The 17,296-nt window shown below is 58.4% G+C and carries 16 protein-coding genes; 7 read left to right on the top strand and 9 right to left on the bottom strand.

Annotated features, from left to right (window positions below):
- The coding region (locus VQ830_RS26230; RefSeq protein ID WP_438618748.1) for an ABC transporter substrate-binding protein at window positions 1-811 on the bottom strand (811 nt) is incomplete at its 3' end.
- 523 nt (window positions 812-1,334) lie between these two features.
- On the opposite strand from VQ830_RS26230, the gene VQ830_RS26225 reads away from it, so the two are divergent.
- The 4 genes from VQ830_RS26225 (at window position 1,335) to VQ830_RS26210 (ending at window position 4,502) form a co-directional block, all read left to right on the top strand.
- The gene (locus VQ830_RS26225) at window positions 1,335-1,619 is read left to right on the top strand and encodes a helix-turn-helix domain-containing protein (RefSeq protein ID WP_438618746.1); all 285 of its coding nucleotides are present in this window, start codon (window positions 1,335-1,337) and stop codon (window positions 1,617-1,619) included.
- A gap of 68 nt (window positions 1,620-1,687) precedes the next feature.
- The gene (locus VQ830_RS26220) at window positions 1,688-2,128 is read left to right on the top strand and encodes a nuclear transport factor 2 family protein (RefSeq protein ID WP_337271100.1); all 441 of its coding nucleotides are present in this window, start codon (window positions 1,688-1,690) and stop codon (window positions 2,126-2,128) included.
- 712 nt (window positions 2,129-2,840) lie between these two features.
- On the top strand, window positions 2,841-4,163 hold the full coding sequence (locus VQ830_RS26215) for a type II toxin-antitoxin system HipA family toxin (RefSeq protein ID WP_337271099.1): 1,323 nt from the start codon (window positions 2,841-2,843) through the stop codon (window positions 4,161-4,163).
- A gap of 21 nt (window positions 4,164-4,184) precedes the next feature.
- Window positions 4,185-4,502 carry a helix-turn-helix transcriptional regulator gene (locus tag VQ830_RS26210; RefSeq protein WP_337271098.1) on the top strand — a complete coding sequence of 106 codons (318 nt, stop codon included), beginning with the start codon at window positions 4,185-4,187 and terminating at the stop codon, window positions 4,500-4,502.
- A gap of 33 nt (window positions 4,503-4,535) precedes the next feature.
- On the opposite strand, the gene VQ830_RS26205 is transcribed toward VQ830_RS26210, so the two are convergent.
- From VQ830_RS26205 to traA, 8 genes are all read right to left on the bottom strand, one after another.
- On the bottom strand, window positions 4,536-5,036 hold the full coding sequence (locus tag VQ830_RS26205) for a GNAT family N-acetyltransferase (protein WP_337271097.1): 501 nt from the start codon (window positions 5,034-5,036) through the stop codon (window positions 4,536-4,538).
- Window positions 5,037-5,103: 67 nt separating this feature from the next.
- A complete protein-coding gene (locus tag VQ830_RS26200; protein WP_337271096.1) occupies window positions 5,104-6,510 on the bottom strand; it encodes a hypothetical protein in 1,407 nt (468 codons plus the stop codon).
- Between the two features lie 28 nt (window positions 6,511-6,538).
- Window positions 6,539-7,588 (bottom strand): class I SAM-dependent methyltransferase, encoded by a 1,050-nt coding sequence (locus VQ830_RS26195; protein WP_337271095.1) that lies wholly within the window; start codon window positions 7,586-7,588, stop codon window positions 6,539-6,541.
- 234 nt (window positions 7,589-7,822) lie between these two features.
- On the bottom strand, window positions 7,823-8,560 hold the full coding sequence (locus VQ830_RS26190) for a LuxR family transcriptional regulator (protein WP_337271094.1): 738 nt from the start codon (window positions 8,558-8,560) through the stop codon (window positions 7,823-7,825).
- Between the two features lie 58 nt (window positions 8,561-8,618).
- Window positions 8,619-9,251 carry a TraH family protein gene (locus VQ830_RS26185; protein ID WP_337271093.1) on the bottom strand — a complete coding sequence of 211 codons (633 nt, stop codon included), beginning with the start codon at window positions 9,249-9,251 and terminating at the stop codon, window positions 8,619-8,621.
- Between the two features lie 12 nt (window positions 9,252-9,263).
- Window positions 9,264-10,463: a conjugal transfer protein TraB gene (locus VQ830_RS26180; protein WP_337271092.1), complete on the bottom strand. Its 1,200-nt coding sequence runs from the start codon at window positions 10,461-10,463 to the stop codon at window positions 9,264-9,266.
- Between the two features lie 16 nt (window positions 10,464-10,479).
- Entirely contained in the window at window positions 10,480-10,962 is a 483-nt protein-coding gene (gene traF / locus VQ830_RS26175; protein WP_438618752.1) for a conjugative transfer signal peptidase TraF, read from the bottom strand.
- A 44-nt stretch (window positions 10,963-11,006) separates the two neighbouring features.
- Entirely contained in the window at window positions 11,007-14,309 is a 3,303-nt protein-coding gene (gene traA / locus VQ830_RS26170; RefSeq protein ID WP_337271090.1) for a Ti-type conjugative transfer relaxase TraA, read from the bottom strand.
- A gap of 254 nt (window positions 14,310-14,563) precedes the next feature.
- Here traA and traC point away from each other — a divergent pair, with 254 nt between their 5' ends.
- Genes traC through traG form a run of 3 tightly spaced genes read left to right on the top strand, consistent with a single transcriptional unit; the run spans window position 14,564 to window position 17,025 of the window.
- Window positions 14,564-14,860 carry a conjugal transfer protein TraC gene (traC, locus tag VQ830_RS26165; RefSeq protein WP_337271089.1) on the top strand — a complete coding sequence of 99 codons (297 nt, stop codon included), beginning with the start codon at window positions 14,564-14,566 and terminating at the stop codon, window positions 14,858-14,860.
- 4 nt (window positions 14,861-14,864) lie between these two features.
- Window positions 14,865-15,080 (top strand): type IV conjugative transfer system coupling protein TraD, encoded by a 216-nt coding sequence (traD, locus tag VQ830_RS26160; RefSeq protein ID WP_337271088.1) that lies wholly within the window; start codon window positions 14,865-14,867, stop codon window positions 15,078-15,080.
- On the top strand, window positions 15,067-17,025 hold the full coding sequence (gene traG, locus VQ830_RS26155; RefSeq protein ID WP_337271087.1) for a Ti-type conjugative transfer system protein TraG: 1,959 nt from the start codon (window positions 15,067-15,069) through the stop codon (window positions 17,023-17,025). Before traD ends, traG begins: the two co-directional genes overlap by 14 nt.
- Window positions 17,026-17,296: the final 271 nt, after the last annotated feature.

Here is a 17,296-nt window from a genome sequence, read left to right as displayed (position 1 = left end):
CGGCACTGATATTCTCGATCTTCACCCCTCGTGCTTTCAGGGAAGCAACGTCGCGGGCCGGGATCGTGTCTGCAAGATCGACATCTCCGGCCGCCAGCGCAGCCACGCGCGCCGCCGGGTTCTCGATGATCCGGAAGGTCACGGTCGACCAGGCGGGTTTGCGGCCCCAATAATCCTCGTTCCTCGTGAGCTTCAGCATCTCGCCGGAACGCCAGTTCTCGAACCTGTAAGGGCCTGTGCCATCCGGAGGATTGCCGGCATTGAGGTCCTCCGTGGTCTGGAACCCCTCCCCTTCTGGCCGATGCATCACGAAGATCGAGGAGAAGGCCAGCGGCAGGTTGGGCACGTTGCCATTCGTCTCGATGACGACGGTGAGAGGATCGGGCGCCGAGGCCGCCTTGATGCCGGTCAGGTAAGAGCGAAAGCCGCCATTGGGCGTGTTCAGGAAATCTCGAATGCGCTCGATCGTGTAGACCACATCGTCCGCCGTGAAGGCAGAGCCATCATGGAAACGGACATTCCCCCGCAGCTTGAATTCCCATTGCGTATCCGAGGTTGCCCGCCAGGAGACCGCAAGACCGGGCTTCAGATCGAGACGCTCGTCCTGATAAACGAGCCGCTCATAGATGTGCGACAGCAGCGACGTATTCTCATTGAGGTTCGCATAATGCGGATCGAGCGTCATCAGCTTGTACGAGGTCGCGATCCGCAGCTCCTGCGCCCGTGCCGGCCCGGCCAATATGGCCAATACCGCGAGCAGGATCAGCGACGCGGATAGAGTGAGCCGATGCAATGGATATCCGAGTTTTATCATGACGTTCCCTTTTTTGCTTTTTGGCGCAGCCGAAGCCGCCGCGGCGGGAGCGATCCCGCCACGCATGTCTGCTGAAATGATCTCCTCAAGGATCCGCCGCGTCCCTCTAGCTTTCCCGATGCCCAGCCCGGATGCGGCAGTCGCAACGATTAGTGAAAGCCGACGCGTCGGATGGCGAGCCAACCGTCGCCGGTAGCTTCTGTTCGAGTCCTTGCTGCCGAAGACATGATTCGATCAAACGATGCCATGCCGCGAACCACTGATGCCAAATTAAGACGGCGAGATCGTCAATCTGGATATCTAGGCGCCTCGTGAGCCGGGCTGCGAGCGCAGGATTTGTGGGAAAAGACTCTACGTCGAAGGATTGCAGGCCTCCCTGCGTGACCCTGGACAAAGTTCTGCTATTGTCGGAATCAGCCATGATCCGAGCTCCTGACAGCTTGGTTGTGGTCAGGCTGCACTCGGTATTCGAGCACCGAGTGCAGCTGCTAGTAGCACCTACGTAACACACGAGATTCGGTTGATCAATTCGAAATCACATGAGTTCATGAAAATCACAGGCACACAGTTACGTGCCGCGCGAGCAATGATTCATTGGAGTGCAAAGGACCTTGCGCGGGCGGCGGGAATTGGTGTCGCGACAGTCAGTCGCGCAGAGGTTGAAGACGGAGTTCCCTCTGTGACGAGCGCTAATCTAAGGGCCATGCAACTTGCCTTGGAAGCCGTTGGAATCGAATTTATTCCCGAAAACGGTGGCGGGGTCGGTGTTCGCCTCAAGAAGCCGAGCGGGATCGTTGATAACTAAATCGGTTGAAACAAGCGACGCCAGCCGATTAGCCGCCGGAGTGGTTCTTTACCTGTTCAGGAAAGGCAATGGTTCTGCCAAGGAGCCTCGAAGAAGAGTTAGACAAACGTCACGCCGTGGCCCGCGTTGCATTTCTGAATCGGGACATAGCCGCATACGGCGCACTGTTCTCGCCCAATCTCGCTTATCAGCAGGTCGACGGCTCCGTGATAGGCCGCCGACAGCTCCTGAATGATGTCGAAGTGCAGTTCCGCCGAGGCTATAAAGCGACATGGCATTTCAGTCGAGAGGATCTGAAAGTAGACGGCGACGAAATCATCGAAACCCTCGTGCAACTGGGGACTATCGAGGCAAGCGCATTCGGTCTTATTCATAGGAGCTGGAGGCTGAACCGACGCGCTGCTTATGTGTGGACGAAAGTAACGGGGATCTGGATGATCACTCGCGTCAAAGTCTTCTCCGAGGAGCTGAAACACTCCGGTTGGCGGTTTGGATTTGGGCGCAGATAGAGCCGATATCCTGTCGTCAACGTCAACTGGTTTACTAAAGGCGGCCTAGCGTGAAAATTTGATCGAGCAATTGCCAAAGCTCGGTTGGCTTTGAATACTTGATCTGAGAGAACTCACGGGTTCTGTCACTGGACGACAATATTTTTTGGTGTAGGGGCCTTGCTTAGGCGAAGTAAGGACCATCCACCTCCGGTGATCGATACGATGCTCGGCGCAACGGCGGTCGAGCACGATCTCTAACTCGCTACGCGCAACGTCAAGGACGCAAGGCCGTTGGATGCGGTGGTGTTCCATCCTTGAAACGACGATCCCGGCATTTCCGTTGAGGCCCGGTGTGAGCAGACGATGATCGCGACATTATATGGAATCGATCTGTTAACGGACGGCCAACCAAAGACAGAACAGCCCGCAGATCGCGGTTGAGCATGAACTCACAGGCGCTCAATTGTGAGCCTTCCCCACCGATATTAAAAAAGAATCTCGCAGCCCTGGAAGGAAATGAGCATTCTGAGGGCTAACAACTTAACGCTCAGCCGAAGCATTATCTCGCACTTTCCTCGCGCCAATTTGGCGTCACACAGGAACCAAAAACTAGTCGTTCCGACGTGGGCCTGAGTTAAAAGATAGTCCTCCAAACAATTTAATGATCCATCATAATGGGTTGATTCTTCTGTAGAACCGAATTAATTGATCCATTTAAGGGGACATTAGGATGCAATTATCGCTTCAAATCCATTTCGATCATGAGTGGCATCAAGCCGCCACGCTCGATATAAAGGACGCCAATGCTGGCTACCGCGGCGCATCGATCGTCGACTATGATCTAGACTATTTCATCGCGGAAGCATCGCAGGCATTCGCTTCGGGCGAAACGGTCTGCGATTTTCGCGCGCTTTCGGTCCGCTATCCAGTAGACCTCGAGAACAGATATGGCCCTCATTGGCCTCCATTCCTGCTGGACCTCTTGCCGCAGGGACATGCGAGGCGAAGGCTCGCCGAGCATCTAGGGCTCGTCGAAGCGGCGCGCGCTTCCGATCTTCCCCTACTTCTCCGGTCAGCCACAGGCGGCATAGGCAATATTCGGATCAAGCAAGCAGCCGACGCGGAAGCGGAACGTCTGCATGGCGTGCAGCGTCAAGGCGCCACCGAGGCTGAAATTCTTCAGCGCTCGGACCGCTTCATGGAAGTGGCCGATCGCTTCGGGATGCTTGCCTCGGGCTCGAGCGGCCTTCAGGGTGAGTGGCCGAAAGTTTCGATGACCAGGGCCAATGATGGGTTATATTACCCGGACAGCTTCGTCTCCGACGAAGAAGCCACGCGCCATGTAATCGTCAAACTGGTTCGCAGCACCGATCCCATGGATCGATTGATCCTTGAGGGGGAAGCGCTCTATTCCCGCATCGCCGCGGAGATCGGTCTGAATGTCAACGAAGTCTCGACCTATACCGAAGGCGTGTTGATCATCCCTCGCTTCGACCGGCAAAAGGCGCTAGATGGTCAAGTGCTGCGCCTCGGACAGGAAAGCCTGGTATCAGCTATCGGTGTTGCCGATTTCGGCCATATCAGCACGCATGAAGCCTATATCGAAGTCTTGAAGCAATTTTCGTCCGATCCGTTTCAGGACGTGGTCGAATACTTGAAGCGTGACATTGCCAACCTGGCGCTTGGTAATCCCGATAATCACGGCCGGAACTCGGCACTGAGCAAGCATCCCGATAGAACGGTCAGACTGTCGCCGCTATTCGACTTTGCCCCCATGCGCCTCGCCAAGGAAGGCATTATTCGCTCCACGCGCTGGGCCTCAATGCGCGATGCAGGGCGCGATCACCTTCCGGATTGGAAACTGATCTGCGCGGATCTTATGCCTGAAAAGGGCGAACAGGTACGTCTCGCGGCCCAACTTGGCGAATTCGCGGATCGGCTAAGGCGGGCCCCCCAAATTGCGAAAGACTTTGGAGCGCCGCCCGAGATTGTCGATCGGGCCATGAGCCGCTGTATCGAGATCGCGGACAGTGTTTCGGAAGCGTGCACCTAGTATTGGGAGGAAGCAGAACAGATGGCTCGCTGGAAAAAACCCACGAGAGAGGAAATTCTGGAGCATCGCAGAAATCTAGCGGAGCGGGCTCGCCACGGCGAGCTGCGCCTGCCTGGCGCCGTGGTCGAGATTCGTAAGAGTTTCGGTATGACACAGGAGGAGTTCTCCAAGACGCTTGGGGTGACACGACGGCAAGTCGCGGAAATCGAAGCCGGCACTGCAAACCCTACGTTTGAAACGCTCGACAAGATCGGCAGGCTATTTGGGTTCACACTCGGCTTTGTACCAAGGACCGCACGTGGATTTTTCTCAGAATCTCGGTCCGAGCGGCAAGGATAATCCTGAAAGACGAGGCGCCAACGCTTCTCCGCCTTACAGCCGTCGTATCATGATGACATCGTCAATTTCTCGGGCCGCGTCCAGCACTCCACCAGGAATTCGACCGACCTCGATAAATCCTTGGCGCTTGTAGAAACGAAGTGCGGCGGAATTCTCGGCGTTAACGGCAAGCTCTATTTGGAGAACCCCAAGTCGCGTCGCATGATCCGAAACCGCGCGCAGAAGACTTGAAGCAATTCCCTTCCCTCGTTCGCTCTTTCTCACATAGACGCTGACGAGCTTAGCCCTATGCGCCATCTTGCTTGGGCGAAGGCGTACGAGCCGCATGATCCCCACGGGCTCGTTGCTGCTGAAAGCGACAAAGACGGGATCCTGCAGCCGCTGACGCCATTCCTCGTCAGACAGGAATTGCCAATCCTCAAACCGGCTGGCGAAGGAAGCCGGTTCGCAGCGAAGGGCCTCGAGCCGAATACTCCGGAAGACATCGATCTCGTCAGGGACAATTTGTCTAATTGATACCAGCTTCACTGCCATGATCGGCTCCTGAAACACGAAACTCTACGAAGTCCCTTCAACCCACGCCCGCCAGTGGCTATCAGGACTATACCCATAGCCACTCCGCCGAAGCGGGGTGAATTCGTCCTGTTCTGATATGTGCCGACAGCTTCGCCCAAATCGGATCACCGGTGAAACTGGCCAGATCGCCGGCCGTATCCACCAAAGACCGGACGCCATACTTGTTCGCGACCTCCAGCCCGGATCCATCCTCTCCGATCTCTAAGAACGGCGTACCGTTCGTTGGGCGCAGCACACGATGCCCCCACATTCCGGGCCGCTCGTCGGCACGTAGCGTAGCGAGCAGTTCCCGATCACTCGATGATTGGAGCGCAGTGGTGAGAAGATACCGCATGAGCGGATAATAAATCGTCTGCCGGCATCCACCGAGCACACGAACGCCCGGAAGGATCGACGTCACCAGAAACATCATAAGCAGGTTTGGCACCAATTTTCGCTGGCGCAGCGATACCGCGATGCTTTCTGGGCCGAACCGCAGGTCGCGGACTGAAAGTGAACTGCCCGAGAGGACGCCATCCCGCAAACTCAGAGGAAATAGCCTGCCATCCTCCAGGCCCCAGAAGAAATCGGTTGTTCTGCGGACCCATCCTGCCCACGGACCGCTGTTCAGCCGGTCCAGCGCCAGCAACAAGCGTTGGGCGAACAGATCGCCAGAGGAAAAGCGGGAAGACAGCCAGGATTCCGGGTCTTCAAAATGCTCCGCAACAAGATCGGCAACATCGATATCGTCAAATTGCAGCAGCCGGAGAGACGGTGGAAACCATCTTCGCCACAGTGATTCATTGGCGGCTTTGATCGCATCGGCGGCCGACGGAAAATCCACGTCCGGCAAGATGGCCTTCAGCCGGATCGCGGCGGGATTGGCCCGTCCATGACCATTCTGGCCGGCGAGCTTGAAGCGATAAGGCCCGTTGAAACCACATATGCTATATGGATCCATCCTGCTTCGAGGCAGGCCGAAGACATTTAGCACCTCGCCACCAACGGAGAGCCAGCCCGGGCCTCTTTTCGATTTCTCGATGAACTTGACTGTCGAAGAACCGTAGCAGATGTGCCACCGCAAATTATGTGCTCCAAGGCCAAGTGCACTAAACAGGTGTGTGTAGAAAGCATCGGGCTCGATCAGCAAGTGACAATGAGGACCGGTTTGCAAAACGGGTGAGGCAGCAATTTGCCGGCCTGCTTCGTCTGCATCATACTGATCAGCGCCTGATCTCAATGCGATACGCGTGACAAAGGCCTGAAGCCGAAGCATCGCGTCATTGCGGATGGAGCATCGGCCGCGGGCGCCCGTCTCGTAGACAGCAGATGCATAGTGCGCAAGCGGACGTGCCCAGAACGGGGCGAGATCAGGCATGAGGTAAGACAAGGTATGCCTTAGCCCCTTCACCGCAACCTGATCGAAGGCGCCACTCGACGGCTCGTTACTCATCTTCGCCACCTCCGCGTGAAGGTACTCCTCACGCTCCACCGCCAATCGATATTGGTGGCCGCCAGGCCAAGCCTGCATGCACAGGGTTCACTTCCTGGTTCACGATGATGTGCGGCAGTTGTTGGTAGCAGAATTCTGACGGAATGGCCGGCTTCACCATCAAGGAGACAAACTCATGCAGAGAACTCAATGAATTGGACGAAACGATCGTGTAGAAATTTCCGCTATTCCAGGTCACAACGGCATATTGAAAATAAGAGCCGAGAGCCGATCGGGTTGTCTCCAGGTCAACCTGGAAGTCAAACATCGTATCAAGAACATCACGTCTCTTCTCAGCAATCTGTCTTCCGGAAAAGAACCGCGATTTAAACAAATCGTCCTTCTGGCGCTCTCGTTCGAGATAGGCGTCGCCGTTTTGATGACTAAGTTTTTGCACCTGAACCAAAACGCCGTTCGAACGGAGTCGAGGGGCTATAAACCCGGTTTGCTTATCCCGATCCCGGCCATACATCTGGAATGTCGTATCTTCGAGCAGGACGTCATATCCGTCGCGGAAAGGCTGCAGTGTTTCGTCTTTCTCATAGTGTTCGTCGTCCAGTTCGAAGAATGGTCCATGATAGAACTGCGCGTCCTCACTGCCTCTTCGGGCGAAAAAGCAGACCCGGTTGCCCTCAGTCGGGCTGCAATTGAGGGTTTTCAGGCGCCCGTCGCCGAGCTTCGCCAGCGCTCTTGCAAGTGTGCCGGCGCCGGCTCCAAGTGTATAGACCGTCGCCGGGCGTCCGAGGCAGGCCCATCTTTTCTCCGCAAAGGTGAGGATCGCGGTACCCAAACGGCACTCCTCCTCCAGCCGATAGGGGATGCTTGCAAAATAGTGGTTGTCGAAATGCCCCCACAAACGCCGGTGAGTGTCCCAGAATGTCATACAATCAAGATCGAACGACAGAAGATCCATTTCCGGCTCCGGCCTACCCAGATCGGGCGCGCCGCCCAGCCCCCTTGCTGTTTGTTCAAAGAATGTTGCGAACGAATTTAGACGCGGAGCCTTCCGCCAGGCATCAATAGTCTTGCTATCCACCATGAAACGATCCTCGTTCTAACCGAATGACGGGTGCTGACCTGATTCATGTTCGAACAGGCGTCACCGGTCGGGTGATAGCCCTCTGCTTGAGCATCCATGTGAGCTATCGGTGATTGTGCAGAGTTGACCGCCAGCAAGGGCCGAGGCAATCTACCGGTATTGAGAGATTGACCCTCAATTCGATCCACGCAAAAGACGTGACCGTTGGCCCTGAGAACTGAGTTTTGGAGCGATTCAGGGCTGGATTATTTCGAGGAAGCTTGCCCTTGCGATGGCCTGATAGAGCGTCTTGGCATCAAGTTTGCGTTTAGCCAAGTTGAGATAGAGACGGACAGCATTCTCCGAAATTTGCAATCTGGCGGCGATGCGCTTCGAAACGAGGCCCCGCGCCAGAAGCTGCAGGCATTCCTGTTCTCGCCGTGACAGTTTCCGGTAGCCGCCGTTTTTTCGAAGGCCCGACACGGACAACGCCTTCTCGTGCAGATAATGGGAAAGAACCTGAAGGTCATGCTTGCTCGACATGCGTAGTTTCCGCCACTCTCGCCTCGGCAAGTTCGAGGTTGCAGAGAAGAGGCTGCGTTCGCCACCTGATCCTCTAATCGGGACCGTCAGACCATTCCGGCCAATGTCAAACGATTTGGCCTCCTTAAAAAAGCTGCGAGCCTCCGGAGTTCTGTGATCCAGATCCAACCAGTCGACGGGCAAGAAAGCTGTTTTGCTGAGGTCGATAACGGGGTCGATCTCGAAGTAGTTGTTTCGAAGATAAAGGGAAACCCATTCGTCTGGATATGTCGTGCAATAGAAGGGATAGGGATCTGGCCGGTCCGCGAGACGGACCACCAAAAAAGCCAGATGAGCAAATTGGTAGCGGTCACGAATACGAGCAACTGCCTCATATAAATCCGCTCCGCTTACTACGCGCCGCAACATCGCCAAGGACCATGGTAATGGCTGTAGTTGTCGATTTTCCATTTCTTTGCTTTCGAAAGTTGCCTCTGCGCTATGGCTTTATGTTTGCTGGAAACTCCGCTTACCTGGATCCCCTAATTTCGGAGAGATCGACGCGTATCCCCGCCTTATTTGGATCGCTTGGGCCGTTGGATTTCGTCGCCTCCAAGCTCTCCTTCTGGTTCGGCCTCGCATCACCAGCTGTAGCCGGCTCGACGCTCGGCTCATCCTGATTCGGCTCCGCGACTTTTATCCCGCCTGGATCTTCGGCGCGGAACACCGCCACTCCTTCGAAATATCCCGTCCGCCAGGCGATGACCGCATCATCCATGACCTGTGGCAGGACGTCCTTTGCCGTGGGATTGCCATACCATTTCGATATGATGCGAAAGACCTTGGCGAACAGCGCCGTCCCCATGCGGATATTCTCACAGGGGTTGACGATCTCCGGCTTCAACTGCCCGGCCTCCATGAGGCCTAAGCCTGCAGGATACTGGGTGATACCCACGCGAACGATGTTGCGGCCGAGGTTGTCACGGACCAAAGCAAGGGCCTCTTCTGGTGTTGTCGGCTTCGGCACCAGCACCAGCCGGTTGCCGGAGCGCACGGTGACAGCCAGCGGATCCTGAGATCCCGCCTTCGCGATGAACTGCTCAACAATCGCAGGCTTCAGGGAAGTGTCGGCGCATTGCTGGACAAGGACGGCATCGAGCATCCCAGGTACTCCCTAAGTGTTGAAGGCCATAACGACGGGCAGGCCAAAGAGCCTTGCCCAGGCAAAGACGCTCGCTTTCTGGATGGCGACGATCGAGGTGTTTTCGGTCCACCAGCCATTGCCGACGGCAACGATCACTTGCGGCGCGTGCAGCATCGATTGCAGGACGGGCCAGACAATGAGCTGTTCGTAGCAGATCATCGGTGCGATCCTTACTCCGGCAACCTCGACCACCGGATTGCCGAAGAAGTCCACCCGCGCGCCGCCGCTCTGCCCGGTCCACTGCAACCACGGCTGCCACATCGATCCGGGAACCGGCATGCGCTCGCGATAGAGGATGTTCGATCTATCGGCCGATATCGTCACCATGCCATTGTCGTAGCCCCTGGCGTCGACGACGGCAGCACCTGCGATGACGGTGACTTCCGAGCCACGGAGACCTTGTTGCCAGAGACGTGCCACCGTCGGCGTCCAGAAACCGAGCGCGCTCTCTGGAAGCACCACAACAAGCGCGACCGGCCGTTCGGCAATTGTCCCACGCACCGTCGCGATCAGGTCACGGTGATACTGAAGCGAGCCATCGCGCCCGAGCTCCGCCCCGTGTTTCAGATCGACGGAGATCCAGCCGGGTGTTAGTTTCGGGGGCGTCCAGTTCGTGGCGGACCAGACGTAAAGTGCTCCAAGGACTGCGACCGCGATTTGCCATCTTCGACCGGTCATGACGACCAACAGGATCGCGGTCGCGCCGACTCCCCACCATCTCCAGCCGGGAAACAAGACGCCAGCGGCTGTCAGGGGATGTGCCCAACCGGTAATGCCGAAAGGCGGCAGTGCCATCAACATCATGACCGCGAGATAGCGTAGCCCTCTCGCCGCGTCCGTTCCTTCCTTCCCGGGAGTGTTTCCGCAACGAGGTTTCGTCCAGAACACTGCATGCACGATGACGAAGGATGCGGAAGCTATCACCCAAAGCATGAGCCCCGGCCAAAGATCGGCGCTATAGAAGTTGGCCACGCCCCGGGGCAACCCGCGAGAGGCCGCCAGGAAATAGCCCGCCGCCACAAGTGACGCGATTGATCGCGACGGCGCCTTTGACCAGAGCAAGGGAAAGAACATGGCGAGCGGGAGAAGAAGCACCTCCCCGCTCCAGCCGATCCACCCACAAACAATGGACGCGAGTATCAGAAGAGGAGATTTCCAGCGAACGGGCATATAGTCGCCACTCCAATCACGGATCGAAGGTGAGGACCGGGAGCGCCAGACCGAGAAGACCAGAATCCGGGACCGGACCAAAATATCTGCTGTCATAAGAACTCGCAAAGGGTGAATGAAGAAACAGATGGTGCGGCGGCACGACACCGCCAGGATCGGGGTTGATCGCCCTGCCCTCGCCATCCGTGCGCCATACCGACGATGCGGCAACCAGGCGACCTTCGACGAGCACGTGATCAGTGATATCGACACGCTGTCCGGGAAGTGCTGCGACCGTCTTAATCAACGGCGCGACTCCGCCGGCGCACAGCCCTCGGCGCAGATATCCACGCCGCCATGCGTCTGCGAAGACAGCCGTCATGGGCGGGCACAGAAACACCAGATCACCGATGGCGACCGGACGCTGAAGCTCCTCGATGCGCCAGAGGCCGAGCGGCTCGCTGGGGGTCAGGTTGAGACGATAGCCACCCGCGAACGCCGTCGCCGCCAGTGCGGACATGATGACGGCGGCAGCCGCCAGAAACAGAAGAATCCCCCTCTGCCTCATTGCTTCAGCACCGGCATCTGGCGCTGGGTAAGACGCTGTTCCTCGGCTTGTCTTAGCGACTGGACGGTGCGCTCGTGGACGCCAAGCTGTTGCGCTGTCCGCATCACCGGCCAGGCTTGTTTCAGCTGCTTCTTCTGTTCCGTATTCATGCCCTCGGAGAGTTTTTCGTACAGCGCTCCAGAAGGCTCGCGCGCCGCGTTGCTCAGCAACGTCCGTTCCCCGAACCGCTCGGTCACCGCCCGGTTGAAGCCGTCGATTTCAATCTTGGTCTCGCGATTGCTGAGTGCGTACGCCATCGCCGCCGGGAGATCGTTGCGGTCGATAGCGTCACGCACCCGCTCCAGCACAACACGCGCTGCCGGTGACAGCGCCGGAATGTCGATCGAAACGCGTTGGCGCAGGGCCTGCTCGTCCGCCTGGTGCCTCAATGCGGCGGTGTCGCGCATCCGAAGATATTGCTCAAGATCCCGCTTCAAGGCCGGGACATTGACCTCCGCGACGCGACGCGCCTCCCGCTCTACCTTGCCCGCAAGAATGCCGGTCTTGCCCTTCAATGGACCGAAAGTCTCCGCCGCCGCCCCGAGCTTTTGCAGGACCTGTTTCGCCATCTCCTTGTCTGCCAGGACAGAATCGAAGTTCATCGACCGGAAGGCGGTTTCGGGATCGGCGAAGACATAAGCGAAGCGCGCCGAGACTTCTTCCCATTGCCGTTTCAGGGCGGGATCGTCGCCAAGCTTGTCACCGACCGTATCGGCAACAGAGCCGGAAAATGTCTTGATGCCTGCAATCATGGGTGCGGCCTCCTTCATCGTTTGGGTCTTCGAGGTTTGGGTGAAGCCAAGGCGTGCGGCGAAAGCGCCAAGCCGCTGGCCGAGATCGACAAGCTTCGCCCTCTGGCGCAGAGTCCAGTCAAGCCGGTCGCGGACCAGCGTGCGCGCGACCTGGACGATGTGCAGGCCGCGGTTTTCCGCGAAGCGCAGCGCCTCGCGATAGAGCTGGCGTTGCTCGTAATCGAGCGTCGTCTCCTTGGCATTCCTTCGGGATAGAACCTTGGCCAAGCCCCCATTGAAGGCGAAGGACCGCGTCCCGTAGTAGAGCTGCAGATCCTCCCGGTGACGGGTCATCGCCACATAGGTCAGATGCCGGTCCAGGGACAGGGAAGCAAGCACCTTGACCCTGTCGACCGTGGCGCCCTGGCTCTTGTGAATCGTCGTCGCGTAGCCGTGATCGAGATTGTTGTAGAACCGCTGTTCGACGATTACCTGTCGGCGCTGATCGCCCTCGCCCACCGTTGCAACGATGCGGTTTGTAGCGGCCTCTACGACATGGCCGATCATGCCATTCTTGAGCCCAAGCGATCCCTCATTCTTCAGGAAGACGATCTGGTCGCCGACATCGAAACGGCGCTCGCCGTCAGCCGTCTTGAAGACATGACCTTCCCCGACAACGCCGCGCTCGACGAGTTTCTCGCGAGCCATGACATTGAGGACGCGAACGTCGCCGCGCAGATGGGCGAGGATCAGCGTCGTCTTTGACTGGTCGTAGTCGCGGTTCCAATCGGCGATCAGCCTCTCGACGGCTTCGGACTTCAGACGAGAGCCGAGCACCCTGCCCTGACCTTCATAGGCAACGAGAGCCTTTTCGACATTGCCGCGCGCAAGATCGAGTGATACCCTCCGCATCCAGTCGTCGCGCTGGCGATAGATGGTTTCGAGCTCGGCATAGCCAATGCGATCGACAATGGCGCGGAAAGCGGCCCCCGCCTCGATCGGCTGGAGCTGTTCGGGATCGCCAACCAGCACGATCTTCGCACCCGTCCTTACGACGGAATCGACGAATCCAGCCATCTGTTTCGACGCCACCATGCCGGCCTCGTCCATGACGAAGATCGTTTTGTCGTCCAGAACGTCACGGCCGCTGTTCCAGCGCAGCTCCCATGACGCAAGCGTCCGGCTCGCGATCCCGGCTTCCTTCTCCAGACCCTCAGCTGCCTTGCCTGCAAGCGCGCCGCCAACGACGCGATATCCGGCCAGCTCCCACGCCTCTCGGGCCGCCTTCATCATCGTGGTCTTGCCGGCCCCGGCGCGCCCGACGACGGCAGCGATTCGGGCAGGCGCTGCAATGCGCTCGATGGCTGCCTTCTGCTCATCGGAGAGCTGTTCATGCCGCCTGAACGTCGCATCCAGTACAGCCTCGGAGACGGCATGCGTTTTCTTAGCCGACAGCCACTTGGCCTGCCGTGCCATCGTCGCTTCGAGCCGGATCATCGCACGCGTCGAGTAGCGCGCCAGCACTTTCTCACCGGTGGCAAAGTCGATCGTGTCGCGCTGCAGCCGGAGCACCTTTGGGGCTAGGATAATTTTCAGCATCAACTGCTGGAAGACTGCAGGATCGTCGACATAGCGATGCAGGACCTTGGCCACGTCGCGCTCGTCGAAAACGCTCCTTTCACGCGTGATCAGGTCGAGCACAATAGCGGGATTCTTCAGAATCCGGCGGGCGTTTTCCGTGCGTCGCTGCTCGTTCAGCTCGATCCGTTCGAGCTCCGGCCGGACGCCCTGTTGCTCTGCCTTGCGCTCGATCGCCTTGGCCCCGACGCCGAGATGAATAGTGGGCTCGAGATCAATTCCCTGCTTCTCGTAAGAACGCCCGTCGATGCGAAGATCGATCCCAGCAAGCGCCAAATGATGGTTCTGTCGCTCGAACCACCCATCCCGCAGCACGTTGAAATCATCAGTCGATCCGGCCCAGAGTTCGTAGAGGATTTTTCCGGACTTCGTTCTTACCGGCTGGCCGTCGTCGCCAATGACAGGGACCTTCTTCGAGCCTAACCCCTCCTCCGTAAAAGGCCTCAGCGTGGTCATCAGATGGATATGCGGATTACCGGGATTGTCGTGATAAACCCAGTCGGCGACCATGCCTTTGGCGATAATGTGTTTTTCGACAAAATCCCGGACCAGGGCGATGTTTTGCTCCGCTGACAGTTCGAGCGGCAAGGCAATCGTCAGGTCACGGGCAAGCTGCGCATCGGCACGCTTCTCGAACGCTTCGACCTTGTTCCAGAAGGCTTCCGACGCTCCGGAGACAGAACGATCACCGGTCAGGGAGCGAACCCATTTCGGGGCGCTAGCGGGAAGGACAAACTCCTCGTGCAGCAGGCCCTGCTTGCGGGTGTAGTCGATCGTGCGCGCCTCGCGCTCGTATTCCATCTTTGCACAGTGCCGGTAGGCCGCAGACAGCACGGCACTGCGGCCGGAGCCGCGGCTGACAATGCTGGCTGAGAAATGGGCGATGGCCACGGCGAAGGAAACTCCTGGTTCGAACGTCGTTCGTCCGGAGCGGCAGGGGCCACATGGCCCCGCCACGGCTGAAAGCAACACGTCGCATCGCGACGTATAATTGCGCCCTTGGAACCATTCCCTCGGAACGGCCGGGATCATTCACTAAAGCATCGCCCCTGGCGATCTGCAGATCTGCAGATGTCCTTTTCTGCGCATCCGGAAGAATCTGGGCGTCGCAAGAGCAATGCCCAGAGTTCAGAGGAGCAACCGGAATGAAGAAGCCGTCATCGAGGATCAGGGAAGAAATCGCCAGATTGCAGGATCAGCTCAAGCAAGCTGAGACCCGTGAAGCCGAACGCATCGGACGCATCGCGCTGAAGGCCGGCCTTGGGGAGATCGAGATCGACGAGGTCGAGCTTCAGGCAGCGTTCGAGGAGACCGCTAGACGGTTTCGCGGAGACAAAGGTGCTGCGACCGGAAGAAAGTATGCTGGCGAGAGCAGGAGCGGCAGTGACCCGTCCGCGACGCAGCCGGCTCGCGCGGATGCGGGCGGGACTGTTGAGGCTTGAGCGGATGGCGAAATCAACGACGACAGAGGCGCGCAAAAAGGACACGCGCGAAAAGATCGAACTCGGCGGCCTGATCGTCAAGGCGGGACTGCGGTACGAAAAGCGTTCTCTGTTGCTCGGCCTGCTGATCGAAGCCGGGAGACGCATCAAAGGCGACGAGACGGAAAAGTCCCGCCTGACAGCAATCGGCGCGGAGGCCTTCGGCAATGACAGTGAATAGATTGCTGCTCTTGGTCCTGCCGGCGGCGATCATGATCGCGGCGATGGTCCTGACGTCTGGCATGGAACATCGACTGGCTGCACTCGGAACATCGGCGCAAGCGAAGCTGCTGCTGGGCCGGGTCGGGCTCGCCCTGCCTTATATTGTTCCCGCCGTGATCGGCGTCGTCACGCTCTTTGCCGCCAACGGATCGACGAATATCAAGGTTGCCGGGCTGAGCGTGCTGACAGGAAATGCTGTGGTCATCATCATCGCCATGACACGCGAGGCGATCCGGCAGGCCGGTATTGCCAGCGACGTACCGGCCAAACAATCGGTTCTCGCCTATGCTGATCCGGCAACGATCATCGGCGCCGGCGTCGCCTTCATTGGAAGCGTCTTCGCCTTGCGGGTCGCGATCAAGGGGAATGCCGCCTTCGCGATGGTAGCACCGAAGCGGATCGGTGGCAGGCGAGCAATCCATGGCGAGGCCGACTGGATGAAGATGCATGAGGCCGCGGAGCTGTTTACGGAGCACGGCGGAATCGTCATCGGCGAGCGATATCGTGTCGATCGCGATGGCGTTGCCGCTCTGCCGTTTCGTGCCGGTGATCCGCAGAGTTGGGGTGTCGGAGGTAAGTCATCGCTGCTTTGCTTCGATGGCTCCTTCGGCTCGTCGCATGGCATTGTCTTCGCCGGTTCCGGTGGCTTCAAGACGACCTCGGTAACAATCCCGACCGCGCTCAAATGGGGTGGCGGTCTCGTTGTGCTGGATCCGTCGAGCGAGGTCGCTCCCATGGTCAGTGAGCACAGGCGCCAGACGGGCCGGAAAGTGATCGTACTCGATCCCACAGCGTCAGGTGTCGGCTTCAATGCGCTGGACTGGATTGGCCGTCATGGCAATACGAAAGAAGAGGATATTGTTGCCGTCGCCACGTGGATCATGACCGACAATGCGCGCACCGCGTCCGCCCGCGACGACTTCTTCAGGGCCTCGGCGATGCAGCTTTTGACGGCGCTGATCGCCGACGTTTGCCTGTCGGGGCACACGGCTGAAAAAGACCAGACTTTGCGCCGTGTCCGCGCCAACCTGTCCCAACCCGAGCCGCAGCTTCGGGCACGCCTGACGAAGATCTATGAAGGGTCGGAGTCCGCCTTCGTGAAAGAGAACGTCGCCGCCTTCGTCAACATGACGCCCGAGACGTTTTCTGGTGTGTACGCCAATGCAGTCAAGGAAACGCACTGGCTGTCCTACCTGAACTATGCCGCTCTGGTCTCCGGCGACAGTCTCTCGACCGACGATCTCGCCAACGGCGAGACCGACATTTTCATCGCGATCGATCTGAAAGTGCTGGAAGCCCATCCGGGCCTTGCGCGCGTCGTCATCGGTTCACTGCTGAACGCGATCTATAACCGCAACGGTGATGTGAAGGGGCGGACCCTTTTCCTGCTCGACGAAGTGGCGCGTCTCGGCTATCTGAGGATCCTCGAGACCGCACGCGACGCAGGCCGGAAATACGGCATCGCGCTGACAATGATCTTCCAGTCGATCGGCCAACTCCGCGAAACCTACGGCGGCCGCGACGCTTCGAGCAAGTGGTTCGAGAGCGCGAGCTGGATCTCGTTTGCTGCGATCAACGATCCGGAGACCGCGGAGTATATATCACGGCGCTGCGGCACAACGACGGTCGAGATCGATCAGGTCAGCCGCAGTTTCCAGTCTCGCGGATCGTCGCGCACACGCTCGAAGCAGCTTGCCGCGAGACCGCTGATCCAGCCGCATGAAGTGCTTCGCATGCGCGCCGACGAACAGATCGTGTTCACGGCCGGCAACGCGCCGCTGCGATGCGGGCGCGCGATCTGGTTTCGTCGACAAGATATGAGGTCCTGCGTTAGAGAGAACCGGTTCCACAGGCTGGCCATGAAACACCCAGAGGCCGGGGAGACGAATCCGAGCAAAGAATAGAAGGTCAAAGATTGAGAACATCTCCGGCCTGCGCCGCCGTCGCAATCGTGACAGTCTGCAGCTTCGCAAACGCGGGGTCAGCGCAGCAACTGATGACCCCAAACCAGACATTCTCGTTTTGCGGAAACGGGCAGAGGAAACCATGCCTCATGGATGGAGATACATTCTAGCTCCGAGGCACGAAGGTCAGGATTGCCGACATCGACACGCTGGAACTGAGCCCTTCGAGATGCGAGCGTGAACGCCAGCGCGGTATTGTAGCAAAGCAGCG

The organism is Oryzifoliimicrobium ureilyticum (genome assembly GCF_037199735.1).
In the GTDB taxonomy this organism is placed as follows: Bacteria; Pseudomonadota; Alphaproteobacteria; order Rhizobiales; family Rhizobiaceae; genus Rhizobium; species Rhizobium ureilyticus.
This window is presented reverse-complemented; position numbering and strand designations above follow the sequence as displayed.

Coding starts and splice junctions, on each gene's coding strand:
- VQ830_RS26195 (WP_337271095.1), bottom strand. CDS start 7,588: ATGGTGGATAGCAAGACTATTGATGCCTGGCGGAAGGCTCCGCGTCTA.
- traD (WP_337271088.1), top strand. CDS start 14,865: ATGGCGAAATCAACGACGACAGAGGCGCGCAAAAAGGACACGCGCGAA.
- traF (WP_438618752.1), bottom strand. CDS start 10,962: ATGTCCGCACTGGCGGCGACGGCGTTCGCGGGTGGCTATCGTCTCAAC.
- VQ830_RS26210 (WP_337271098.1), top strand. CDS start 4,185: ATGGCTCGCTGGAAAAAACCCACGAGAGAGGAAATTCTGGAGCATCGC.
- VQ830_RS26220 (WP_337271100.1), top strand. CDS start 1,688: ATGGTTCTGCCAAGGAGCCTCGAAGAAGAGTTAGACAAACGTCACGCC.
- traC (WP_337271089.1), top strand. CDS start 14,564: ATGAAGAAGCCGTCATCGAGGATCAGGGAAGAAATCGCCAGATTGCAG.
- VQ830_RS26200 (WP_337271096.1), bottom strand. CDS start 6,510: ATGAGTAACGAGCCGTCGAGTGGCGCCTTCGATCAGGTTGCGGTGAAG.
- VQ830_RS26180 (WP_337271092.1), bottom strand. CDS start 10,463: ATGCCCGTTCGCTGGAAATCTCCTCTTCTGATACTCGCGTCCATTGTT.
- VQ830_RS26190 (WP_337271094.1), bottom strand. CDS start 8,560: ATGGAAAATCGACAACTACAGCCATTACCATGGTCCTTGGCGATGTTG.
- VQ830_RS26205 (WP_337271097.1), bottom strand. CDS start 5,036: ATGGCAGTGAAGCTGGTATCAATTAGACAAATTGTCCCTGACGAGATC.
- traG (WP_337271087.1), top strand. CDS start 15,067: ATGACAGTGAATAGATTGCTGCTCTTGGTCCTGCCGGCGGCGATCATG.
- VQ830_RS26215 (WP_337271099.1), top strand. CDS start 2,841: ATGCAATTATCGCTTCAAATCCATTTCGATCATGAGTGGCATCAAGCC.
- VQ830_RS26185 (WP_337271093.1), bottom strand. CDS start 9,251: ATGCTCGATGCCGTCCTTGTCCAGCAATGCGCCGACACTTCCCTGAAG.